This window comes from Nonomuraea sp. NPDC051298 (assembly GCF_055586305.1).
Genome location: NZ_JBVJIM010000001.1, coordinates 932,774 through 952,267 on the forward strand (window position 1 = coordinate 932,774; position 19,494 = coordinate 952,267).

At 71.4% G+C, this 19,494-nt stretch carries 16 protein-coding genes; 9 read left to right on the top strand and 7 right to left on the bottom strand.

From position 1 onward, the window contains the following. Positions 1-36: 36 nt before the first annotated feature. The 4 genes from ACZ6S0_RS04535 (at position 37) to ACZ6S0_RS04550 (ending at position 4,596) form a co-directional block, all read left to right on the top strand. Positions 37-444 (top strand): PaaI family thioesterase, encoded by a 408-nt coding sequence (locus tag ACZ6S0_RS04535; protein WP_465913175.1) that lies wholly within the window; start codon positions 37-39, stop codon positions 442-444. A 115-nt stretch (positions 445-559) separates the two neighbouring features. After that, positions 560-1,039 carry a nuclear transport factor 2 family protein gene (locus tag ACZ6S0_RS04540; RefSeq protein WP_465913176.1) on the top strand — a complete coding sequence of 160 codons (480 nt, stop codon included), beginning with the start codon at positions 560-562 and terminating at the stop codon, positions 1,037-1,039. A gap of 69 nt (positions 1,040-1,108) precedes the next feature. After that, the gene (locus ACZ6S0_RS04545; RefSeq protein ID WP_465913177.1) at positions 1,109-3,751 is read left to right on the top strand and encodes an alpha/beta fold hydrolase; all 2,643 of its coding nucleotides are present in this window, start codon (positions 1,109-1,111) and stop codon (positions 3,749-3,751) included. Then, positions 3,748-4,596 carry an ABC transporter permease gene (locus ACZ6S0_RS04550; RefSeq protein ID WP_465913178.1) on the top strand — a complete coding sequence of 283 codons (849 nt, stop codon included), beginning with the start codon at positions 3,748-3,750 and terminating at the stop codon, positions 4,594-4,596. The genes ACZ6S0_RS04545 and ACZ6S0_RS04550 overlap by 4 nt, the downstream gene beginning before the upstream one ends. An 18-nt stretch (positions 4,597-4,614) precedes the next feature. Here the strand turns inward: ACZ6S0_RS04550 and glpK are convergent, their stop codons facing one another. Continuing rightward, a complete protein-coding gene (gene glpK, locus ACZ6S0_RS04555; protein ID WP_465913179.1) occupies positions 4,615-6,126 on the bottom strand; it encodes a glycerol kinase GlpK in 1,512 nt (503 codons plus the stop codon). 55 nt (positions 6,127-6,181) lie between these two features. After that, the gene (locus ACZ6S0_RS04560; RefSeq protein WP_465913180.1) at positions 6,182-6,988 is read right to left on the bottom strand and encodes an MIP/aquaporin family protein; all 807 of its coding nucleotides are present in this window, start codon (positions 6,986-6,988) and stop codon (positions 6,182-6,184) included. Positions 6,989-7,087: 99 nt separating this feature from the next. Here ACZ6S0_RS04560 and ACZ6S0_RS04565 point away from each other — a divergent pair, with 99 nt between their 5' ends. After that, on the top strand, positions 7,088-8,767 hold the full coding sequence (locus tag ACZ6S0_RS04565) for a glycerol-3-phosphate dehydrogenase/oxidase (RefSeq protein WP_465913393.1): 1,680 nt from the start codon (positions 7,088-7,090) through the stop codon (positions 8,765-8,767). A 22-nt stretch (positions 8,768-8,789) separates the two neighbouring features. On the opposite strand, the gene ACZ6S0_RS04570 is transcribed toward ACZ6S0_RS04565, so the two are convergent. Beyond that, positions 8,790-9,239, bottom strand: coding sequence for a GNAT family N-acetyltransferase (locus ACZ6S0_RS04570; RefSeq protein WP_465913181.1), 450 nt, complete (start codon positions 9,237-9,239; stop codon positions 8,790-8,792). Positions 9,240-9,472: 233 nt separating this feature from the next. Here ACZ6S0_RS04570 and ACZ6S0_RS04575 point away from each other — a divergent pair, with 233 nt between their 5' ends. Then, positions 9,473-11,593 carry an ATP-binding protein gene (locus ACZ6S0_RS04575; protein ID WP_465913182.1) on the top strand — a complete coding sequence of 707 codons (2,121 nt, stop codon included), beginning with the start codon at positions 9,473-9,475 and terminating at the stop codon, positions 11,591-11,593. 12 nt (positions 11,594-11,605) lie between these two features. Here ACZ6S0_RS04575 and ACZ6S0_RS04580 read toward each other — a convergent pair whose 3' ends face one another. Then, positions 11,606-12,472 (bottom strand): terpene synthase family protein, encoded by an 867-nt coding sequence (locus ACZ6S0_RS04580; protein WP_465913183.1) that lies wholly within the window; start codon positions 12,470-12,472, stop codon positions 11,606-11,608. 209 nt (positions 12,473-12,681) lie between these two features. Next, the gene (locus ACZ6S0_RS04585; protein WP_465913184.1) at positions 12,682-13,074 is read right to left on the bottom strand and encodes an ankyrin repeat domain-containing protein; all 393 of its coding nucleotides are present in this window, start codon (positions 13,072-13,074) and stop codon (positions 12,682-12,684) included. A gap of 94 nt (positions 13,075-13,168) precedes the next feature. Here ACZ6S0_RS04585 and ACZ6S0_RS04590 point away from each other — a divergent pair, with 94 nt between their 5' ends. Both ACZ6S0_RS04590 and ACZ6S0_RS04595 read left to right on the top strand, forming a co-directional pair. Beyond that, positions 13,169-14,068 carry a proteasome assembly chaperone family protein gene (locus ACZ6S0_RS04590; RefSeq protein WP_465913185.1) on the top strand — a complete coding sequence of 300 codons (900 nt, stop codon included), beginning with the start codon at positions 13,169-13,171 and terminating at the stop codon, positions 14,066-14,068. A gap of 44 nt (positions 14,069-14,112) precedes the next feature. Continuing rightward, positions 14,113-15,153: a Gfo/Idh/MocA family oxidoreductase gene (locus ACZ6S0_RS04595; protein ID WP_465913186.1), complete on the top strand. Its 1,041-nt coding sequence runs from the start codon at positions 14,113-14,115 to the stop codon at positions 15,151-15,153. A 24-nt stretch (positions 15,154-15,177) separates the two neighbouring features. On the opposite strand, the gene ACZ6S0_RS04600 is transcribed toward ACZ6S0_RS04595, so the two are convergent. Then, entirely contained in the window at positions 15,178-15,969 is a 792-nt protein-coding gene (locus ACZ6S0_RS04600) for a tyrosine-protein phosphatase (RefSeq protein ID WP_465913187.1), read from the bottom strand. Positions 15,970-16,033: 64 nt separating this feature from the next. On the opposite strand from ACZ6S0_RS04600, the gene ACZ6S0_RS04605 reads away from it, so the two are divergent. Next, positions 16,034-16,906: a hypothetical protein gene (locus ACZ6S0_RS04605; protein WP_465913188.1), complete on the top strand. Its 873-nt coding sequence runs from the start codon at positions 16,034-16,036 to the stop codon at positions 16,904-16,906. A gap of 4 nt (positions 16,907-16,910) precedes the next feature. Here the strand turns inward: ACZ6S0_RS04605 and ACZ6S0_RS04610 are convergent, their stop codons facing one another. Then, a complete protein-coding gene (locus ACZ6S0_RS04610) occupies positions 16,911-19,439 on the bottom strand; it encodes an ATP-binding protein (protein ID WP_465913189.1) in 2,529 nt (842 codons plus the stop codon). Between the last annotated feature and the right edge of the window lie 55 nt (positions 19,440-19,494).

A 19,494-nucleotide genomic window follows, 5' to 3' on the forward strand; every position in this document is an offset into this window, starting at 1 on the left:
TGGAGCCCCGCAGGGGCCGGCGTGCATGATGGCCGGGTGACTCCAGAAGACGCAGAGGCGATCCTCCAGGAATACTTCGCCCCCTGGATCAAACAGCTCGACCTGCGCGTGGAGGAGGTGGGCGACCGCCACGCGATCGTACGACTGCCCTGGTCCGACGAACTGGCCAGGGAGGGCGGCGGCCTGTCGGGGCAGGCCATGATGGCGGCCGCCGACACGGCCACGGTCATCGCCATCTCGGCGGCGCGCGGCGGGTTCGTCCCGATGACCACGGTCCAGCAGTCCACCACCTTCCAGCGACCGGTGATGGGCAAGGACGTCCTGCTCGACGTCCGCATCACGAAGCTGGGCCGCTCCCTGGCCTTCACCGAGATCACCCTCACCGCAGAAGGCGCCGGCGAGGCGGCAGCCCACGCCACCACCGTCTACGCGCTCCTCGCCTGACCCACCCCGCCGGCCACGATCAGCGTCGCCCTTACCCGAGAGGTAATCGCCGAGACCCCGCACGCCACGGCAGACTGCGACCACTACCGGAACAGACCTCGAGGACGCGAACACCATGACCACGAACGCGAAGGCGACCGCGACGACTCGTGACACCGTGACTCGTGACACCGTGACTCTCGACACTGTGCAGGAGCTGCTGCGCCGGATGGGCGGGGGCGACTTCGAGAGGATCGCCGAGTTGTTCGCCGAGCGGAGCGACTGGCGCTTCAACTGGCCGGAGGAAGGCCACCCGTCGGTGCCGTGGATCAAGCCCCGTTCCAGCCGCCGCGACGCGGCGGAGCACTTCCGCATGCTGACCGCGTACCACGTGCCGGAGCTGAACGGCACGTCGGTGACGCGGATCCTGGTCGACGGCGGTGACGCCGTGGTGCTCGGCGACCTCGTCCAGACGGTCAAGGCCACCGGCAGGTCGTACACGTCGCCGTTCGCCCTGCACCTCACGGTCGAAGACGGCCAGATCACCCGCTACCACATCTACGAGGACAGCCTCACCGTGGCCCGCGCACTCTCGGACGACTCCAGCACGTCATAGCCGGACAGCGCAGGCCCCGGTGCGGCTCCGTCTCAGGGATCTCTCAGGTGCGGAAAGTAGGCTCTCCGCATGAAGCGTGTGGCCGCCCTGGTAGCGGCGCTCGCCCTCATCGGGGTGGCGACATGGCTCGTGTGGCCGTCCGATCCCGAGGTGCGGGGCCAGGACCAGAAGATAACCGTCGTCGACGGACCCGCCGACGACCAGCGTGTCGAGCTCGACACGACGTTCTTCCCGCCACCCGAGGGCGGGAAGGCCCCTGTCGTGTTGCTCGCGCACGGCTTCGGCGGCAGCAAGCAGAGCATGCGGGACCAGGCGGTCCGCCTCGCCCAGCAGGGCTACGCGGTGCTGACCTGGTCGGCGCGCGGGTTCGGACAGTCGACCGGGGAGATCGCGCTCAACTCGCCCGACTACGAGGTCAAGGATGTCAAGCAGCTCATCGACTGGCTGGCCAAGCGTCCCGAGGTCCAGCTCGACGCCACCGGTGACCCGCGCGTCGGCATCGCGGGCGGCTCGTACGGCGGCGCCATCGCGCTGATGACGGCGGCCCACGACCAGCGGGTGGACGCGATCGTCCCCCAGATCACCTGGTCCGACCTGGCCGACGCGCTGTTCCCCAACGCCGCCCAGCCCGCCGTCCCCACGGCCACCACCTCGCAGGCGACTCCCGCTCCGCCGTCGACCGCCGGGGAGGGCGCCGCCGCCGCGAGCGGGGTGTTCAAGCGGATGTGGGCCGGCATCTTCTTCGGCCAGGGCGTGTCGCTGGACGCCACGTCACTGCTGGGCCGACGGGAGGCCGCCGGCCCCCTGACGCCCGAGCAGGCGCGGTGCGGCCGGTTCCTGCCCGCGATCTGCGACGTCTACCAGCAGGTCGCCACGGACGGCCGGGCCACGCCCGAAGCCGTCGCGCTGTTGCGGAAGTCGAGCCCGATCACCGTCGCCGGGCAGATCAAGGCCCCGACGCTGCTCCTCCAGGGCCAGCGCGACTCCCTGTTCCCGCTCGGCCACGCCGACGCCAACGCCAGGGCCATCGCCGCCACCGGCACGCCGGTGAGCCTGGCCTGGTTCGACGGCGGGCACGACGGCGGCAACGGCGAGGTCGACTGGCTCTTCGACCAGTCCGCCGCCTGGTTCGCCCGTTATCTGAAGGGCGAGGAGTCGGCACCGCCGGTGAACGCCTTCACGGTGACGCGTGACGGCGGACGCGACCCCGGCACCCGGCAGCGCATCCGGCTGCACCCGGAGGCCGCCGCCTACCCCGGGCTGGCGGGCACCGACACCACCACCGTCGAGCTGAACGGCCCCGAGCAGAGCGTCGTCAACCCGCCCGGCGGCGCACCGGCCTCGATCTCGACCGTGCCCGGCATCGGCGGCCTGCTGGGCGGCCAGACCACGGGCGGCGTCTCGATCGACATGCCGGGCCAGAGCGCCGCGTTCGAGTCGGCGCCGCTCACGGCCCCGCTCCAGCTCACCGGCAGCCCGACCGTCACGGTGAAGGTGGCGGGCAAGGGTGAGGCGACGCTGTTCGCGAAGCTGTACGACGTCGCCGACAACGCCCAGCCGCCCACCCTGCCCGCCGGGCTGGTGGCGCCCGTACGGGTGACGATCCCCGAGGGCGCGGGCAGCGCGCAGGCCACGATCACCCTGCCCGCCGTGGACCATCGCTTCGCCGTGGGGCACCGGCTCCGCCTGGTGGTGACGACGACCGACATGGGGTTCGCGACGCCCGCCGAACCGGCCGCGTACCAGGTCTCGCTCGCTTCCCCTGCGCTCGCGGTCCCCACGGTCGGTACGCTGGCCGCCGCCCCGACCGGGGTCGCGTGGTGGGTGTGGGCGATGCCGCTGGCGGCGGTGGTCGTCGCGGGCGTGCTGCTGGCCACGGGCCGTACGTCGGCGCGTTCCCGCCTGCGCGGGGCGGCGCTCGCCCCGGACGCGCAGGCGCCAGGACACCTGCCGGAATCCGCCCCGAGCGGCCCGGAGACGCCGTTGGAGATCAGCGGGCTGACGAAGGCGTACCGCAACGGCGAGCTGGCCGTCGACGACCTGTCGTTCCGCGTCGAGCCGGGCCAGGTGCTGGGCCTGCTCGGGCCCAACGGCGCGGGCAAGACCACCACGATGCGCATGATGATGGGCCTCATCCAGCCGGACGCGGGCGAGATCCGCATCTTCGGCGAGCGCGTGACCCCGGGCGCGCCCGTGTTGTCCAGGCTGGGGTCGTTCGTCGAGGGGCCCGGCTTCCTGCCGCACCTGTCGGGGCGCGACAACATCGAGCTGTACTGGGCCGCCACCGGCCGTCCGGCGGCCGACGCGCACTTCGACGAGGCGCTGGAGATCGCGAACCTGGGCAAGGCACTGGAGCGGGCCGTGCGTACGTACTCGCAGGGCATGCGCCAGCGGCTGGCCATCGCCCAGGCCATGCTCGGCCTGCCGGACCTGCTCGTGCTCGACGAGCCCACGAACGGTCTCGACCCGCCCCAGATCCGGGAGATGCGCGAGGTGCTCAAGCGCTACGCGCGCGACGGCCGTACCGTGATCGTCTCCAGCCACATGCTGGCCGAGGTGGAGCAGACCTGCAGCCACGTCGTGGTCATGCAGCGCGGACGCCTGGTCTCGGCCGGTCCCGTGTCGCTGCTGCTCGGCTCGGCCAAACCGGCCAACGGGCACGGCCCGCGCCTGGAAGACGTGTTCCTCGACCTCATCGGAGACAAGGCATGACCGCCGCGACCGGCTACGCGCCGCACCGTACGCTGCCGTTGCGGGTGGAGATCGTCCGCCAGTTCAAGCGGCGGCGGACGCTGGCCATGTTCGCCCTGCTGCTGGCGTTGCCGTGGGTCCTGGTGATCGCGTTCCAGTTCGGGCCGCAGTCGAGCGGGCAGACGCAGTCGGCGCTGCGCATCTCCGACCTGGCCACGGAGAGCGGCCTGAACTTCGCCGCGTTCGCGCTCTCGGTGTCGGCCAGTTTCCTGCTGGTGGTCGCGGTGGCGCTGTTCTGCGGCGACACCGTGGCCAGCGAGGCCAACTGGTCGTCGCTGCGTTACCTGCTGGCGGCGCCGGTCCCCCGGGATCGGCTGCTGCGGCAGAAGCTGATCGTGGCGCTCGGCTACTCGGCGGCGGCGGTGATCTGCCTGCCGCTGATGGCGCTGCTCGCCGGCACGCTGGCGTTCGGCTGGGACGACATCCAGGTGCCCGGCACGGGTGAGACCATCCCGGCGCTCGACGTGCTGCCCCGGTTCGGGATCGTCATCGGGTACGCGCTGGTCAGCCAGCTCGTGGTCGCCGCCCTGGCCTTCCTCATCTCCACCATGACCGACTCCCCGCTGGGGGCCGTGGGAGGTGCGGTCGGGCTGTGGATCGTGTGCACCATCCTCCAGGCGGTCGAGGCCCTGGGCGTGCTGCGCGAGTTCCTGCCCACGTTCTGGAACACCGCCTGGCTCGACGCCCTGGCACCCGAGCTGGACTGGAGCGGGATGGCGAAGGGCGCGTCGGTGTCGATCACGTACGCGGCGATCCTCATCGCGATCGCGTTCCGCCGCTTCCGCCGCAAGGACGTGGTGAGCTGACCGCTCACCCCCAGCAGGTCAGGTGGTCCAGTCGACGGCCTTGGTGACGGCCTTCTTCCAGCCGGCGTACCCCCTGGCCCGTTCCTCCTCGCTCCACGTCGGCTCCCACCGCCGGTCCTCCGCCCAGTGCGAGCGCAGTTCGTCGGTGTCGTTCCAGTGGCCCACCGCCAGCCCCGCGGCGTACGCGGCCCCGAGCGCCGTCGTCTCGGCGACCACCGGGCGGCTGACCGGCACGCCGAGGATGTCCGACTGGAGCTGCATGCACAGGTCGTTCGCCGTGACGCCGCCGTCCACCTTCAGGACGTCGAGGACCACCCCCGAGTCCTCCTGCATGGCCTCGACCACGTCGCGGCTCTGGTAGCAGATGGCCTCCAGAGTCGCGCGGGCGAGGTGGGCCTCGTTGTGGTAGCGCGACAGGCCGACGATGGCGCCGCGGGCGTCGGCCCGCCAGTACGGCGCGAACAGCCCCGAGAAGGCCGGCACGAAGTACACGCCTCCCGAGTCGGTCACCCGCCGGGCCAGCGTCTCGCTCTCGGCCGCCGAGGTGATGAGGTGGAGCTGGTCGCGCAGCCACTGCACGGCCGAGCCGGTCACCGCGATCGAGCCCTCCAGCGCGAACACCGCGGGCTGGTCGCCGAACTGGTAGGCCACGGTGGTGAGCAGCCCGCTCCGCGAGCGGACGCGGTCGGTGCCGGTGTTGAGCAGCAGGAAGTTGCCGGTGCCGTAGGTGTTCTTGGCCTCGCCGGGCGAGAAGCAGACCTGGCCGACGGTGGCCGCCTGCTGGTCGCCGAGGACGGCGGTGATGGGCACCTCCCCGCCGACCGGCCCGGACCGGAACGTGCCGCCGTAGCCGGAGGAGTCGGCGGACGGCCGGATCTCGGGCAGCATCGCGCGCGGGATGCCGAAGAACGACAGCAGCTCGTCGTCCCAGTCGAGCGTGTCGAGGTCCATGAGCATCGTCCGGCTGGCGTTGGTCACGTCGGTGACGTGCGCGCCGCCGTCGACGCCGCCGGTGAGGTTCCACACGGTCCAGGTGTCGGCGGTGCCGAAGACGGCCTCGCCCCGGTCGACGGCCTCGCGCACGCCGTCCACGTTCTCCAGGATCCACTGGAGCTTGCCGCCGGAGAAGTACGCGTCGGGCCGCAGCCCCGTCCGGTCGCGGATGATCCGGCCGCGCTCGTCCTGTTCGAGGGCGGCGGCGATCCGGTCGGTACGGGTGTCCTGCCAGACGATCGCGTTGTGGTACGGGCGCCCGGTGCGCGGGTTCCACACCACCGTGGTCTCGCGCTGGTTCGTCACCCCGAGCGCGGCCAGGTCGGCGGCGCGCAGCCCCGCGCGCCGGAGGGTGGTCTCGATGACGGCGGCGGTCCTGGTCCAGATCTCGACCGGGTCGTGCTCGACCCAACCGGCCCTGGGCAGGATCTGCTCGTGTTCGAGCTGGAACTTGGCGACCTCGGCACCGTCGTGATCGAAGATCATGAAGCGGGTGCTGGTGGTGCCCTGGTCGACGGCGCCGACGAAGTCAGGCATGGCGTTGTGTTCTCCTCGGCGGGGTGCGGGGCCCGGCGGTCTGCTCGGGCGTCACTCAGTCGGACGGCTTCACGGTGTCGCGGTCCTGGCCCTGCGGCAGGTGGCGGGCGATGCCCGCCTGGTACAGCCCGGCCCCGAGCGCGCCGCCGACCAGCGGGCCCACGATGGGGACCCAGAAGTACAGGTCGCCGTACTGGTCGCGCCACGCGCCGTGATAGCCCGTGAGGAAACTGGCCAGGCGCGGCCCGAAGTCGCGCGCCGGGTTGATGGCGTAGCCGGCGTCGGTGCCGAACGACATGCCGATCCCGACGACGAGCAGCCCGATGACGAACGGCCCCATGTTCGCGCTCGGCGCCATGTTGGCCACGTCGGACAGGGCGAAGATGACGAAGAGCAGGATCGCGGTGCCGATGATCTGGTCGCGCAGGCCGCCCCACATGTCCACCGGCAGGGTGCCGTTGCCCGGCAGGGTCGAGAAGACGATCTGCGTCTTGATCGTGTGCCCGGGGTCGGCCAGGTGCAGCACCTCGGTGTAGTTCCAGCGCACGATGAGGGCGGCGACGAAGGCCCCGGCGGTCTGCGCGGCGGCGTACGGCAGGACCTTGGCCCACGGAAAGCCGCGGAACAGCGCGAACCCCAGCGAGACGGCGGGGTTGAGGTGCGCCCCCGTGGTGCGTCCCGCGACGTAGACGCCGAGCGCCACCCCGATCCCCCACCCCCAGGCGATGCTGTCGTGGTCGCCCAGCCCACCGGCCACCACCTGCGCGACGACCCCCGCGCCGAACAGGATGAGCACCATGGTCCCGGCGAACTCCGCGACCAGCTCGCCGGTCAGCGGTCTCCGGCCGGGCGATCGCGCCACCTGCCACCTCCTCGCGCTGTTGTGTGCCTTCCCGCATTACGGGGAATGCATACGGATCGTGCGTGGAGTGTCACCGAAAGTGAGGAATGTGCCGTGGGGATGACCGGTGGGCTCGACGCGCGGGACCGGCGGCGGACCATCGACCGGCTCGGCGAGCAGACCTTCGACGTGCTGGTCGTCGGCGGCGGCGTGACGGGTGCCGGGGCCGCGCTCGACGCCGCCTCACGCGGGCTGCGGGTGGCCCTGGTGGAGAGCCGCGACCTGGCGTCGGGCACGTCCAGCCGGTCGAGCAAGCTGATCCACGGCGGGCTGCGCTATCTGGAGCAGTTCGACTTCAAGCTCGTCAGGGAGGCGCTGAAGGAGCGCGACCTGCTGGTCTCGCGGCTGGCCCCGCACCTGGTCAGGCCCGTCACGTTCCTGTATCCGCTGCGCCGCAAGGTGGTCGAGCAGCCGTACGTGGCGGCCGGCCTGACCCTGTACGACGCGCTGAAGGGCATGCGCAGGCCGATGCCCAGGCACCGCAACCTGTCGGTCAAGGAGGCCCGCCGGGTCGCGCCTGGCCTGCGTGCCGACGTGCTGACCGGCGCGATGATCTACTACGACGCGCAGGTGGACGACGCCCGTTTCACGCTCACGCTCGCCCGTACGGCCGCCGCGCACGGGGCCGTGATCGCGACCAGGGCCCGCGCCGTGGCGATGTCACGTGACGAGCGCGGCGAACGGGTGGTCGGCGCGCGCGTACGCGACGAGGAGAGCGGCCGCGAGGTGGACGTCGCCGCCGACGCCGTGGTGGTGTGCGCGGGCGTGTGGACCGGCCCGGTCACGGCGCTGCCGGGCGCGGCCGAGCCGGGCTTTCGCGTACGCATGTCGAAGGGCGTGCACGTCATCGTGCCCGGCGAGGCCATCGACTCGCGGACCGGCATGATCATCCGTACCGAGAAGAGCGTGCTGTTCATCATCCCGTGGACCAGGCGCCGCTGGATCGTCGGCACCACCGACACCGACTGGGACGGCGACCGCGCCGAGCCCACGGCCACCGGCGAGGACGTCGACTACCTGCTCGAACACGCCAACTCGGTGCTGGCCAGGCCGCTGACCCGCGACGACGTCGTGGGCCTGTACGTGGGGCTGCGTCCGCTGGTGGCCGCCGACGGGGGCTCCGCGACCACGAAACTGTCGCGCGAGCACGTGGTGGACGTGCCGGTCCCCGGGCTGGCCATGATCGCGGGCGGGAAGTTCACGACGTACCGGATCATGGCCAAGGACGTGGTCGATGCCGCGCTGGAGGGCTACGACGTGCCGGAGTCGGTCACCGATCGGCTGCCGCTCGTGGGGGCCGACGGGCTGCCCGCGCTGGAGCGGTCGGTACGCCGCATCGCCGAGGACCACGACCTCGACGACGACACCGTGACCTACCTCGTCGGGCGCTACGGCAACCTGGCCCTGGAGGTGCTGGAGCTGGTACGCCGTGACCCGTCGCTGGGCGAGCCGCTGCTGGAGCCCGGACCGTGGCTCAGGGCCGAGGTGTGCTACGCCGTCACCCACGAGGGGGCGCTGCACGCCGAGGACGTCATCGCGCGCAGGACCCGCCTGCTCATCGAGTCGAGCGAGCTGGCCCACCGGGCGGTGCCGCTGATCGCCCGGCTCATGGCGGACGTGCTGGGCTGGGACGAGGCGCGGGTGGAGCGGGAGATCTCCCGCTGCCGCGGCCTGGTGGAGGCCGAGCGGGCGGCGCTGGCGCGGGCCAGGACGTCGGGCCACGACCTCGCCGCCTCCTGACCGCCCCCGGGGAAGGGGCGCGTCACAGCTCGCGGGCGAACGTGACCAGGCTCGTGCCAGGGCCGTTGTAGCCGGGCACCGGGTCGCCCACCGTGAAGCCAAGGCGGCGGTGGAAGGCGATGGAGGTCTCGTTGACCGGCGCGGTGACGGCCCTGACGACGCGGCGGCCGTCGGCGCGGGCGAGGTCGAAGAAGCGCTCGTACAGGGTGCGGGCCAGCCCGCCCTGCCGCGCGCCCGGACTCACCCCGACGAAATGGATGTACGCCTCGTCGGCCAGGGACGGCGAGGGGAAGCCGATCAGGAAGCCCGCCAGCCCGCCGGGGCCCTCGGCGATCAGGCTCGTCCGGTGGAAGTGGTCGAGGAAGAGCCGGGGCAGGGCGGGGCTGACCGGACGCCCCCACCAGTCGTCGAGCACGGCGGCGACGGCGTCGTAGTCGCCGGGGGTGGCGGGGCGCAGGGTGTGCGCGCTCATGGACGGGTCAGCCCCAGTGCGGGGGCCGGTTGTCGAGATGGAAGGCGTCGGAGTCGTCTGTGCGCCAGTCGCCCCAGCCCAGGTCGGTGTCGTCGGCGGTCTGCTCGGTGAGGAAATCTTCCACGACGAACATGCTACCGAGTCGGACAAACCAATACCGAGCGTGTTCGCGGCTACGGGGACAGGCAACGGCGACGGCGGTACGATGCCAGAGCAGGTGTCGCCTATCCCCCGTGAGGCTGCGCATGGCCACCCCGACAGGCTGGCGGCGAGAAGGCAATCTGCCGGCGGAGCTGACGAGCTTCGTCGGCCGCACGCGTCTCCTCGCCAACCTCAAACGACACCTCAACGAGTCACGCCTGGTGACCGTCACCGGCATCGGCGGCGTGGGAAAGTCGCGCACCGTGCTGCGCCTGGCCCACCAGGTGCGGGCCCACTACCCCGACGGCGTCTGGTTCGCCGACCTGGCCCGGCTCCAGGACTCGGGCATGGTCAAGCACACGATCGCCTCCGCGCTCGGCATCGCCGACCAGTCGTCGCGAGCGGAGTCGGAGTCGTTGTCGGAGTGGGTGGGCGAGCGCGACATGCTGCTCATCATCGACACGTGCGAGCACCTGGTGCAGGGCTGCGCCGAGCTGATCCACGAGCTGCTGGAGGCCGCGCCCAACCTGAAGGTGCTGGCGACCAGCCGCCAGTCGCTGCACCTGCCCTACGAGCACGTCGTGCCGGTGCCGCCGTTGCAGGTGCCCGGCGACGATCCGGCCGAGAGCCTGTTCACCAACGAGTCGGTGCAGCTCTTCGCGGCCAGGGCCGGGGCGAGCGTGCCCGACTTCGTGCTCGACGAAGACAACATCGGCTCCGTGGCCGAGCTGTGCCGCAGGCTCGACGGCATCCCGCTGGCGATCGAGCTGGCCGCGGTGCGGCTGCGGGCCCTGTCGGTGGACCAGATCCTCGGGCTGCTGGCCGACCGGTTCAGCCTGCTGTCCGGGGCCAGCCGCACGGCGCTGCCCCGTCACCAGACGCTGCGCGCGGCCATCGGCTGGAGCCACGAGCTGTGCGAGCCGGCCGAGCGGCTGCTGTGGGCGCGGCTGTCGGTGTTCGCGGGCGACTTCGAGCTCGACGCGGCCCGCTTCGTCTGCTCCGACGGCCGCCTGCCGTCGGAAGACATCACCGACCTGGTCACCGGCCTGGTGGAGAAGTCGATCCTGCTGATCAGGAGCAACCACGCCGGCGTACGCTACAAGCTGATCGACACCCTGGCCGAATACGGCGAGGAGTGGCTCGACAAGCTCGGGCAGACCGAGCAGATGCGCCAGCGCCACCTGGAGTACTACCTGAGCCTGGCCCAGCGCAGCGAGGACGCCTGGTCGGGGCCGCGGCAGATCTACTGGTTCGTCCGCATGCGGCAGGAGCACGACAACGTCCGGCAGGCGCTGGAGCACGCGCTCAAGTCGCCGGGCAAGCAAGTGCTCGCGCTGACGCTGCTGTCGTCGTTGTGGTTCATGTGGGTGTGCTGTGGTTTCGCCCGCGAGGGGCGTCTCTACCTCGAGCGGGCGCTGGAGGCCAACCCCGCCGTGAGCAAGGAGCGCTGCAAGGCGCTGTGGGTGCTCTCCTACGTCAAGAGCGCCCAGGGCGACAGCGCCGGGGCGCTGCACGCCGCCGAGAAGTGCAGCACCGAGGCCGTCCGCGTGGGCGACTCCAGAGCGGTCATCCTGGCCTCGAAGATGCAGGGCACGGCGGCGCTGCTCCAGGGCGACCTGCAGAAGGCCAGCGCGCTGCTGGGCGTGGCGATCGAGTTCAACACCGACAACAAGGAGCTCAACCCCGGCCTGCTGCCCGCGATCGTGGAGCTGTCGATCGTGCTGCAGACGCAGGGCGAGCTGTACGAGGCCGAGTCGCTGCTGCACGACTGCCTGCAGGTGTGCAGGGAGCGCGGGGAGCTGTGGCTCAGCTCGCACGCCCAGTGGGTGCTGGCGGGCACCAGGCTGGTGACCGGCCGCAACGAGGAGGCGCTGCAGAACGTCAGAGAGGCGCTGCGGATCAAGCGGCACTTCCACGACACGCTCGGCACCCTGCTGGCGCTGGAGACCGCGGCGCGCATCTTCGTGATGACCGACCGTTTACCGGTGGCCGCCCTCCTGCTCGGGGCGTTGCAGCAAAACTGGAAGACGGCCGGCCTGCCTCGGCTCGGCGCGCCGTGGATGACCGACGAGCACAACGCGTGCGTACGCGACTGCCGCGACCGGATGGGCGAGGTGGCCTACAAGAACGCGCTCGAGGAGGGCGCCACGCTCGACCTCGACGAGGCGTCCGGGCTCGCGCTCGACGACCCGGACGCCCCCGACGAGACCTGACCCCGCGACCGCCTAGACGGCCTTCGGCCACTGCGTCCCGTCGGGCCAGGCGTGCACGTAGCGCGCGCTGCCGAGGGAGAAGGCGATGTGGCCGCGCACCCAGTGTTCGAGGCCGCGGACGTACTTGCGGACCGGGAGCGAGGCCCACTGCTCCAGTGCCTCACGCCGTTCGAGGAAGGCGGCGACGGTGGCGTTGTGCATCCGGGAGACCTCGCTCAGCGCGTCCTGCAGCACGAGGTTCTTGTGGGTCTCCAGCACCGTGACGAGGTTGTGCCGGGCCTTGTCCCTGTCGCGCTCCTTGGCGTACGACAGGAGGTCGTTGTCCCAGCCGATGAGGTCGCACGCCAGGTCCGACAGCGTGCGCACGTCGGGGTGGTGCCACTCCTCGGCCTCGAGCCGGTAGCCGCCGCCCACGTCGATGAGGGCGAAGCAGGTGTAGGTGGCCCCGGTGATGCGGCGCATGAGCACGTAGTCGTCGGGGGTGGGGATGAGGTCCACTTCGCGGTTGGCGGCCTCCCAGATCTGGGCGAAGAGGTATTCCTTCACCGTGATCCGCCATCGGTCCACCTGGGCGGGGGTGGCGTACTCGGAGATCCGGTGGAGGAGTTCGGTGAGTGCGAGCCCGAACGCGTCGGCGGCGTCCGGCACGCGGCGCCCGTCGAGGATCTCGAGGAGCGGCGGCAGTGCGCGGGCCAGTGCGGAGGCCCGGTGTCCCACCAGTTCGCCCTCGCAGAACGCGTCGTCGAAGGCGAAGAGCCAGTTGTACCAGTCGTTGATCAGTCGGAGGCTGTCGCGCGGCACGGTCGGGTTGGTCCGCGCCGCGAGCAGGCCGATCTTGGAGCGCCTGAAGTGTTCGATCGTCTCGTCGTCGTTGAGCATTTTTGAGGCGGCCAGCCAGGCGTGGCTCTCCGCGTCGACCTCCGAGGCATGAACGTTGATCTCACTCGGGAACGGACATGGCAGCGGAGGGATGTGGAGCGGTCGCCTACTGAAGGAATGCGCAGAAGTAGCCACGTCCCCAAGCATGACGATGGAGTGTTCGAAACGCCACACTAGGCAACTCTGAGCCCTTTAATGCTTATTTCATACTATGAAGTATTTTGTGTGAACCATTGAATGAACTGGGCATTCGCGAACATTCGCGCCGTGTCGAGGGCCGAGGGCTGACCGGCGTCCGGGTCGGCACCGCCGTCCAGCAGCGCCCTGACCACGGCGGACTCCTTCTTGAACACCGCGCCCGCGAGCGGTGTCTGCCCACGGTCGTTGGCCCGGTTGGGGTCCGCGCCGGATGTGACAAGCATGCGGACCGTCTCGGCGTGACCGTAATAAGCCGCCAGCATCAGCAAAGTGTCACCTTTGCCGTTGGTCAGGTCGGCCGGCACCCCGGCCTCGACATATGCCCGCAAGGTCTCGGTCTCGCCCGCCCTGGCCAGGTCGAACATCCTGGTGGCGAACTCCTCCAGCTCGTGCTCCCCGTCCATGTGCCCCATTGTGCCTCGATAGGGTGCCCTGCACGGAATCGTTCCGATGCGTCGTAGGTTCTGGAGAGAGTACCTAGGGAAAGGCTGTCCAACCGTGTTCGACCCGAAGGATCTCTACGAGCTCGCAGACGACTCGCCCGAGCTGCCCGATCCGGTGTTGCTGTACCACTTCGATGGTTTTGTCGATGCGGGCAGCGCCGGACGTCTTGCGCTGGGCCACCTGCTGGCCGAGCTGGAGCACCGGGTCGTGGCGACGTTCGACGTGGACCGGCTGCTCGACTACCGGTCGCGGCGTCCCATCATGACGTTCGACACCGACCGGTGGGTGGAGTGTGAGAGCCCCGAGCTGGCCGTGCACGCCGCCAAGGACTCGACGGGCACCGAGTTCCTGCTGATGAGCGGACCTGAGCCGGACCGGGAGTGGGAGTTGTTCACCAAGGCCGTGGCCGATCTGGTGCGACGGCTGCGGGTGAGCAAACTGGTGACCTTGCACGGCATCCCGATGGCGGTCCCGCACACCCGGCCGCTCGGCGTCACGATGCACGCCAGCAGGCCCGAGCTGATCAACGCGCAGACCAGCGCCTTCGGGCGGGTCCAGGTGCCCGGCAGCGTGGCGGGGCTGCTGGAGCTGCGCCTCGGGGCCGAGGGCCACGACGCGCTCGGCTACGCCATCCACGTCCCGCACTACCTGGCGCAGGCCGAATACCCGACCGCCGCCGTGACGGGCCTGGAGGCCGTGACGCGGGGGACGGGGCTGGTGTTCCCGATGGACGGGCTGCGTGAGGCGGCCCGGCGTACGACGACGGAGATCGAGGACCAGATCCGCGCCTCCGCCGAGCTGTCCACCGCGATCAGCGGGCTCGAGCAGCAGTACGACGCGTTCGCCGGAGGCTCGGAGCGCGAGAACCTCATGGCCGAGCCGATACCGATGCCGACCGGCGACGAACTGGCCGCGCAGTTCGAGCGCTTCCTGGCCGAGCGTGACGACGAGTAGCGGCGCGGACCCGAGGGTCCACCGGACCCCGATAGCCTGAGCCGATGAGCGACATCCGGGTCGGGCTGGTCGGCTACGGCACGGCGGGGGCCTACTTCCACGCCCCGCTGATCCACGCCACTCCCGGTCTGTCCCTGGCGGCCGTCGTGACCGGGAACCCCGATCGTCAGGCCGAGGTCGTCGCCCGCTACGCCGCCGCGCCGGTGAGCGACGTACGCGACCTGTGGGAGCGCTGCGACCTCGTCGTGATCGCCTCGCCCAACAGGACCCACGTGTCCACGGCCGCCGCCGCGCTCACCAGGGGCCTGCCCGTCGTCGTGGACAAGCCGCTGGCCAGGACCGCAGAAGAGGGGCGCGAGCTGCTGCGCCTGGCCGAGGAGCGCGGCCTCATGCTGACCGTGTTCCACAACCGGCGCTGGGACGGCGACTTCCGCACCCTGCGGCGGCTGGCCGAGGACGGCCGGCTCGGCCGGGTGCTGCGCCTGGAGTCGCGGTTCGAACGGTGGCGGCCGGTGCCGAAGGGCGGCTGGCGCGAGACCGGCGGGCCGGAGGAGGTCGGCGGCCTGCTCTACGACCTGGGCAGCCATCTCGTCGACCAGGCGCTGCGGCTGCTCGGCCCGGTGCGCGAGGTCTACTGCGAGAGCGACGTCCGGCGGGAGGGCGTGGCGGCCGACGACGACACGTTCATCGCGCTCACGCACGACTCCGGGGCGCGTTCGCACCTGTGGGCCAGCTCGGTGGCCACCGAGCGCGGGCCCCGCTTCCGGGTGCTCGGCTCTACGGCGGGCTTCGTGAAGTACGGGATGGACGTGCAGGAGGAGCGGCTGCGGGCCGGGATGACGCCGGGCTCGCCGGGGTTCGGCGACGACGAGGAGGAGCGCTGGGGCGTGCTGGGCACGGATGACGGGCGGGTGGTCGTGCGTACCGAGCCGGGGGCGTACCTGGACTTCTACCGGGGCGTGGCGGCGGCGCTGCGCGAGGGCGCGCCGCCGCCGGTCGACGCGCGGAGCGCGATCGACGTGCTGACCGTCATCGAGGCGGCCTGCCTGTCGGCGACTCAGCGGATCGTCGTCCACCTGAGCTGACGGCCGGACTCCCGACCGCTCGGGTCAGTCACGCAGGCGTGCGCGCATGGCGGCCGTGTCGGCGTCGGTCCAGCCGTTCGCGGCCAGCCAGGCCGGCGGCCCGCCGAAGCGGTCGTCGAGCACGCCGAGGAACTGCTCCAGGTAGCGCGCCCTGGGCATGTGGTCGTCGGCCGGGCGGGAGTCGAGGTCGTCGCGATAGGTCGCGCTGCCGCGCAGCCGCTTGAGAATCAGCTCCAGCCGCTCCCCCGTGGCCACGTAGTCCTCGACGATGGCCTCCCGCGTCACCCCGGCGACCTCCAGCGCCAGCGCCGACAGCACCCCGGTGCGGTCCTTGCCCGCCGCGCAGTGCACGATCGACGCGCCGTCGTTCAGCGCCATCGCGCGCAGGGCCGCCACCACGGCCTCCGGCCGGTCGCGCAGGTAGCCGAAGTAGAACCCGGTGACCCGCAGCTCCTCGTCCAGCGCCTGGCCGGTCCACGGGAGCACCCGGTCGCCGTCGATGGTGTCGGCCTCGACGTCGGTGTTCCCGCCGCCCTCGGCGAACAGCGTCAGGTGGTGGTGGCGCACCTCGGGCACCCGGGTCAGCGGGCCCGGCCCTTCCAGGGACACCTCCGTGGTGGAACGCAGGTCCACCACATGCCGCAGGTTCAGCTCGCCCACCAGCCGGGTCACGTCGCCGGGTGTGAGGTCCTGCAGGTTGTCGGCGCGGAAGATCCGGCCGCGGAGCGTGTGCCCGCCGTCACGGGTGGGCAGTCCGCCCAGGTCACGCGCGTTGACGGCGCCTTCCAGATCGATCCACCTCGTCAGCTCGCTCATTATTAGGACCCTATATGTCCGCCAAAGATGAGCGAATTCGAGGTTCATAACGCAGCATGAACGTATGGATCCACGAGCTCTGCCTCCCCGGCTGGTGATCGATCCATCGCTGCACCCGGAGATCTCGGCCGAGCTGCGGTCGAGCCCGCACGTTCTCCGCATGGTCCGGTCGGGCGCGCGAATGGACACCACGCAACACCCCGCTACGCTGCTCGTCCTCCCGGCCTTCCTACTGATGACCTCCATATTGGTGGGCTGGGGGCCGCTGTTCGTCGCGGGCATGGGGTTCGGCCTGTTCGCCCTGATCAGGTGGATGGCCCTCGACAGCGGCCACCGGTCGACGAAACAGACACTGCGGCTGGCGCGGGCGCACGCCGAGCAGTACATCCTGCCGGAGGACCTCGACCATCCCTGCCAGATGCTGCTGCGCCGGGCGCAGAACGCGGTCGAGGCGATCATGAACTCGAAGGTGCACAAGGCCGGGCTGATCGACAGCATCGAGAACCAGGTGTCACTGCCCGAGGAGCTGTGGCAGATCGCCCAGCGGCTGCGGCGGTTGTCGTCGATGCACGCCGAGCACGGCAAGCTCATCCCGCGCGAGCTGCCGCCGGGCATGGAGGACGCGTTCAGGCCGTACACGAGCGCGCTCGACGCCGCCTGGACGTCGTTGTCCCAGCGCGTACGCCACCTGGAGAAGTACGCCAAGCAGGTGCTCAAGGCGGACAAGGTCTACCACGCCCACCAGCGCCTGGAGAGGCTGGCCGCCAAGACGCCCGAGTACCAGCAGCTCCTCGCCGAGACCGTGCGCGACGAGCTGGCCCATGAGCGCATCAGGGAGCTGTCGGACCAGGCGGCGCACGTGCGCAAGCTGTTCGAGGAGAGCATCCTGCAGGCCAGGCAGGCCGCGGGAGAGCTGCTGCGGGCCCCGCTCAGGTGAGCGCTCAGGCGGCCTCGGCGCGCCTGAGCAGTTCCAGGGTCCTGCGCATGCCGGCCTCGTTGCCGAGGCTGCGGTAGATGTCCCTGGCCTGCTCCAGCGGCGCCACCGCCGCCGCACGCCCGCCCGCGTCCAGGTGCGCCTGCCCGAGATAGCGCAGGCTCCTGGCCATCCACCACCGGTCGTCCAGGCCCTCGAACTCCTGGACGGCCCGCCGCAACTCCTGCGCCGACTCCTCGGTCCGCCCGAGCCTGCCCAGCGCGTGTCCGGCCGAGACCGCGCTGCGCGCCACCCCCCACGAGTCGCCCAGCGCGACCAGGATGTCCTCGGCCCGCCGGACGAAGTCCAGCTCGCGCAGCCCGTTGTCCGGGTCGCCCACCTCGCCGGCCGCCCGCAGGCAGCGGGCCTCCTCCCACAGCTCCCCGCGCTGCCTGAACATCTCGGCCGCCCGGTCGAGGCTGAAGCCGGCCCGGGTGAACAGGTTCGCGGCCTTGCGGTGGTCGCCAGCCCGGTGCTCGCCCCGCGCCTGGGCCGCCAGCACCTCACCGTAGACGCGCAGGGTCTGGGCCTCGGAGTAGCGGTTGCCCTCCCGCTTGAAGATCTCCAGGGAGTCCTCCAGCAGCGCCCTGGCCTCCGTGGGCCGCCGCTCCGCCATGCGCATCTCGGCCAGGTTGCGCTGGGTGCGGGCCATCCACCACAGGTCCTCCTCGCCCTTGAACGCGGTGATGGCCCCGATGAGGTAGTCCTGGGCCCGGTCGAGGTGGCCGTCGTTGAAGAGCGTCATCCCGATGGTGCGCATGGCCCTGGCCGCCCACCACGACTCGCCCAGCTCGGTGAAGGTCTCCAGGGCGCGTTCCGCCTCGTCCAGCGCCCGCTCGCGCAGGCCCAGGCCGCCGTGCACGGCGGCGCTGTCGAGCAGCGCGATGGCCAGCGAGCGGCGGTCGCCGCTGTGCGCGGCGGCCTCGCGGCCCAGGTCGGCGACGGCCGCCCAGTCGGCCCAGTACGCCCGCAGCGAGTGGCACAGGGAGCAGAACGCGCGAGCCAGCCCCCAGGTCAGCTCCCATAGCCGGAGCTGGTAGGCCAGGTGGACCAGGGCGACGAGGGCGAGCCGCTCGGCGTTGAGCCAGTTGGCGGCCGTGGCCTGCCCGCCACGGACCGACGGGCGGCCGCCCCTGCTCCAGTCCTGCGGCCAGCGGTTCTGGGCGGCCTCCTCGGCGCGGCGGCGGTAGCCGGAAAGGACGCGCTCGATCGCGGCCCTGCGCCGCTCCTCCTCGTCCTGGTCGGCCAGCTCGGCGGCGAACACCCTGACCAGGTCGTGCAGCCGGTAGCGCATGGCGCCGGTCTGGTCGGTGCCCGAGCACTCGGCGAGCTGGGCGTCGATGAGCGCTTCGAGCTGGTCGGCGCCGTCGAGGCCGGAGATGTCGAGCAGCTCGCCGGCCACCCAGCCGGGCACGTCGGGCGCGGTCAGCGCGCTGAGCAGGCGCAGCAGGCGGCGTTGCATGCCGGTGCAGTCGTCGTAGCTGAGCTGTACGGAGGCGCGCACGCTCTTGTCCACCGTGGGCGCGACCTCGAGCAGGGCGAGCCGGCGGCGCGTGTCGGCCAGCCGGCCCGCCATCTCGCGCATCGTCCACTGCTCGCGGGTGGCCAGCCGGCCGCCGCAGATGTTGATCGCCAGCGGTAGGTAGTCGCACAGCCGCACGACCTCTTTGGTGGCCTCCAGGTCGTCCACGACCCTGGCGCCGCCCGCCAGCCGGGCCACCAGTTCCACCCCGTGCGCCTCGCTGAACACGCCGAGCCGCGTGTCGTGGGTGCCGTTCAGGAACAGCGGGGCGCGCGAGGTGACCAGCACCGCGCAGCCGGGCTCGGCCGGGATGAGCGGTTTGACCTGCTGGGCGTCGTGGGCGTTGTCCAGGCCGATGAGGATGCGGCGGCCCTTGGTCCAGGTCAGCCAGAGCTTGCGCAGCTCCTCCAGACCGCCGGGGTCGGTGGTCAGCCGGACGTCGAGCGCGCGCAGGAAGCCGATCAGCACCTCCTCGGGCCGTACCGGCGCGTCCACGCCGCCGCGCAGGTCGGCGTAGAGGCGGCCGTCGTGGAACGAGTTCGCGACCTCCTGCCCGAACCTGGTCATGAGGGCCGACTTGCCGACGCCGCCGCGTCCGTACACGGAGACCACGAGAGGCGGCGACAGGTCGGAGGACTTCTTGCGGGCGGCGAACACCTCACGCAGTTCGGCCAGGGCCTCGGCGCGGCCGGTGAAGTGCTCGGGGACGGGCGGCCAGTGGTCGGGCGAGAGCGCGCCCGGCTCTAATCGGGGCTGGGGCTTGGCACCGCGTGACTCGGTGGTCGCCCAGGTGGTCAGCCCCACGAGGATCGCCGCGGCCGCGGTCACGCCGATCTTGGCCGTCGGCGGGAGGTCCCAGTCGACGGAGGCGGCCAGCACGCTCGCGGCGGCGGCCGCCAGACCGGCCGACACGGGCGCGGCCCATGACATCTTCCTGCGTCGTCGTGGTTTGTCCGGCAGCCGGTCCCCTGTCAAAGCAAACCCCCTTCGGGGGTAATACAAGCCGATGGGGCACGGCCTGCGCCAGCCG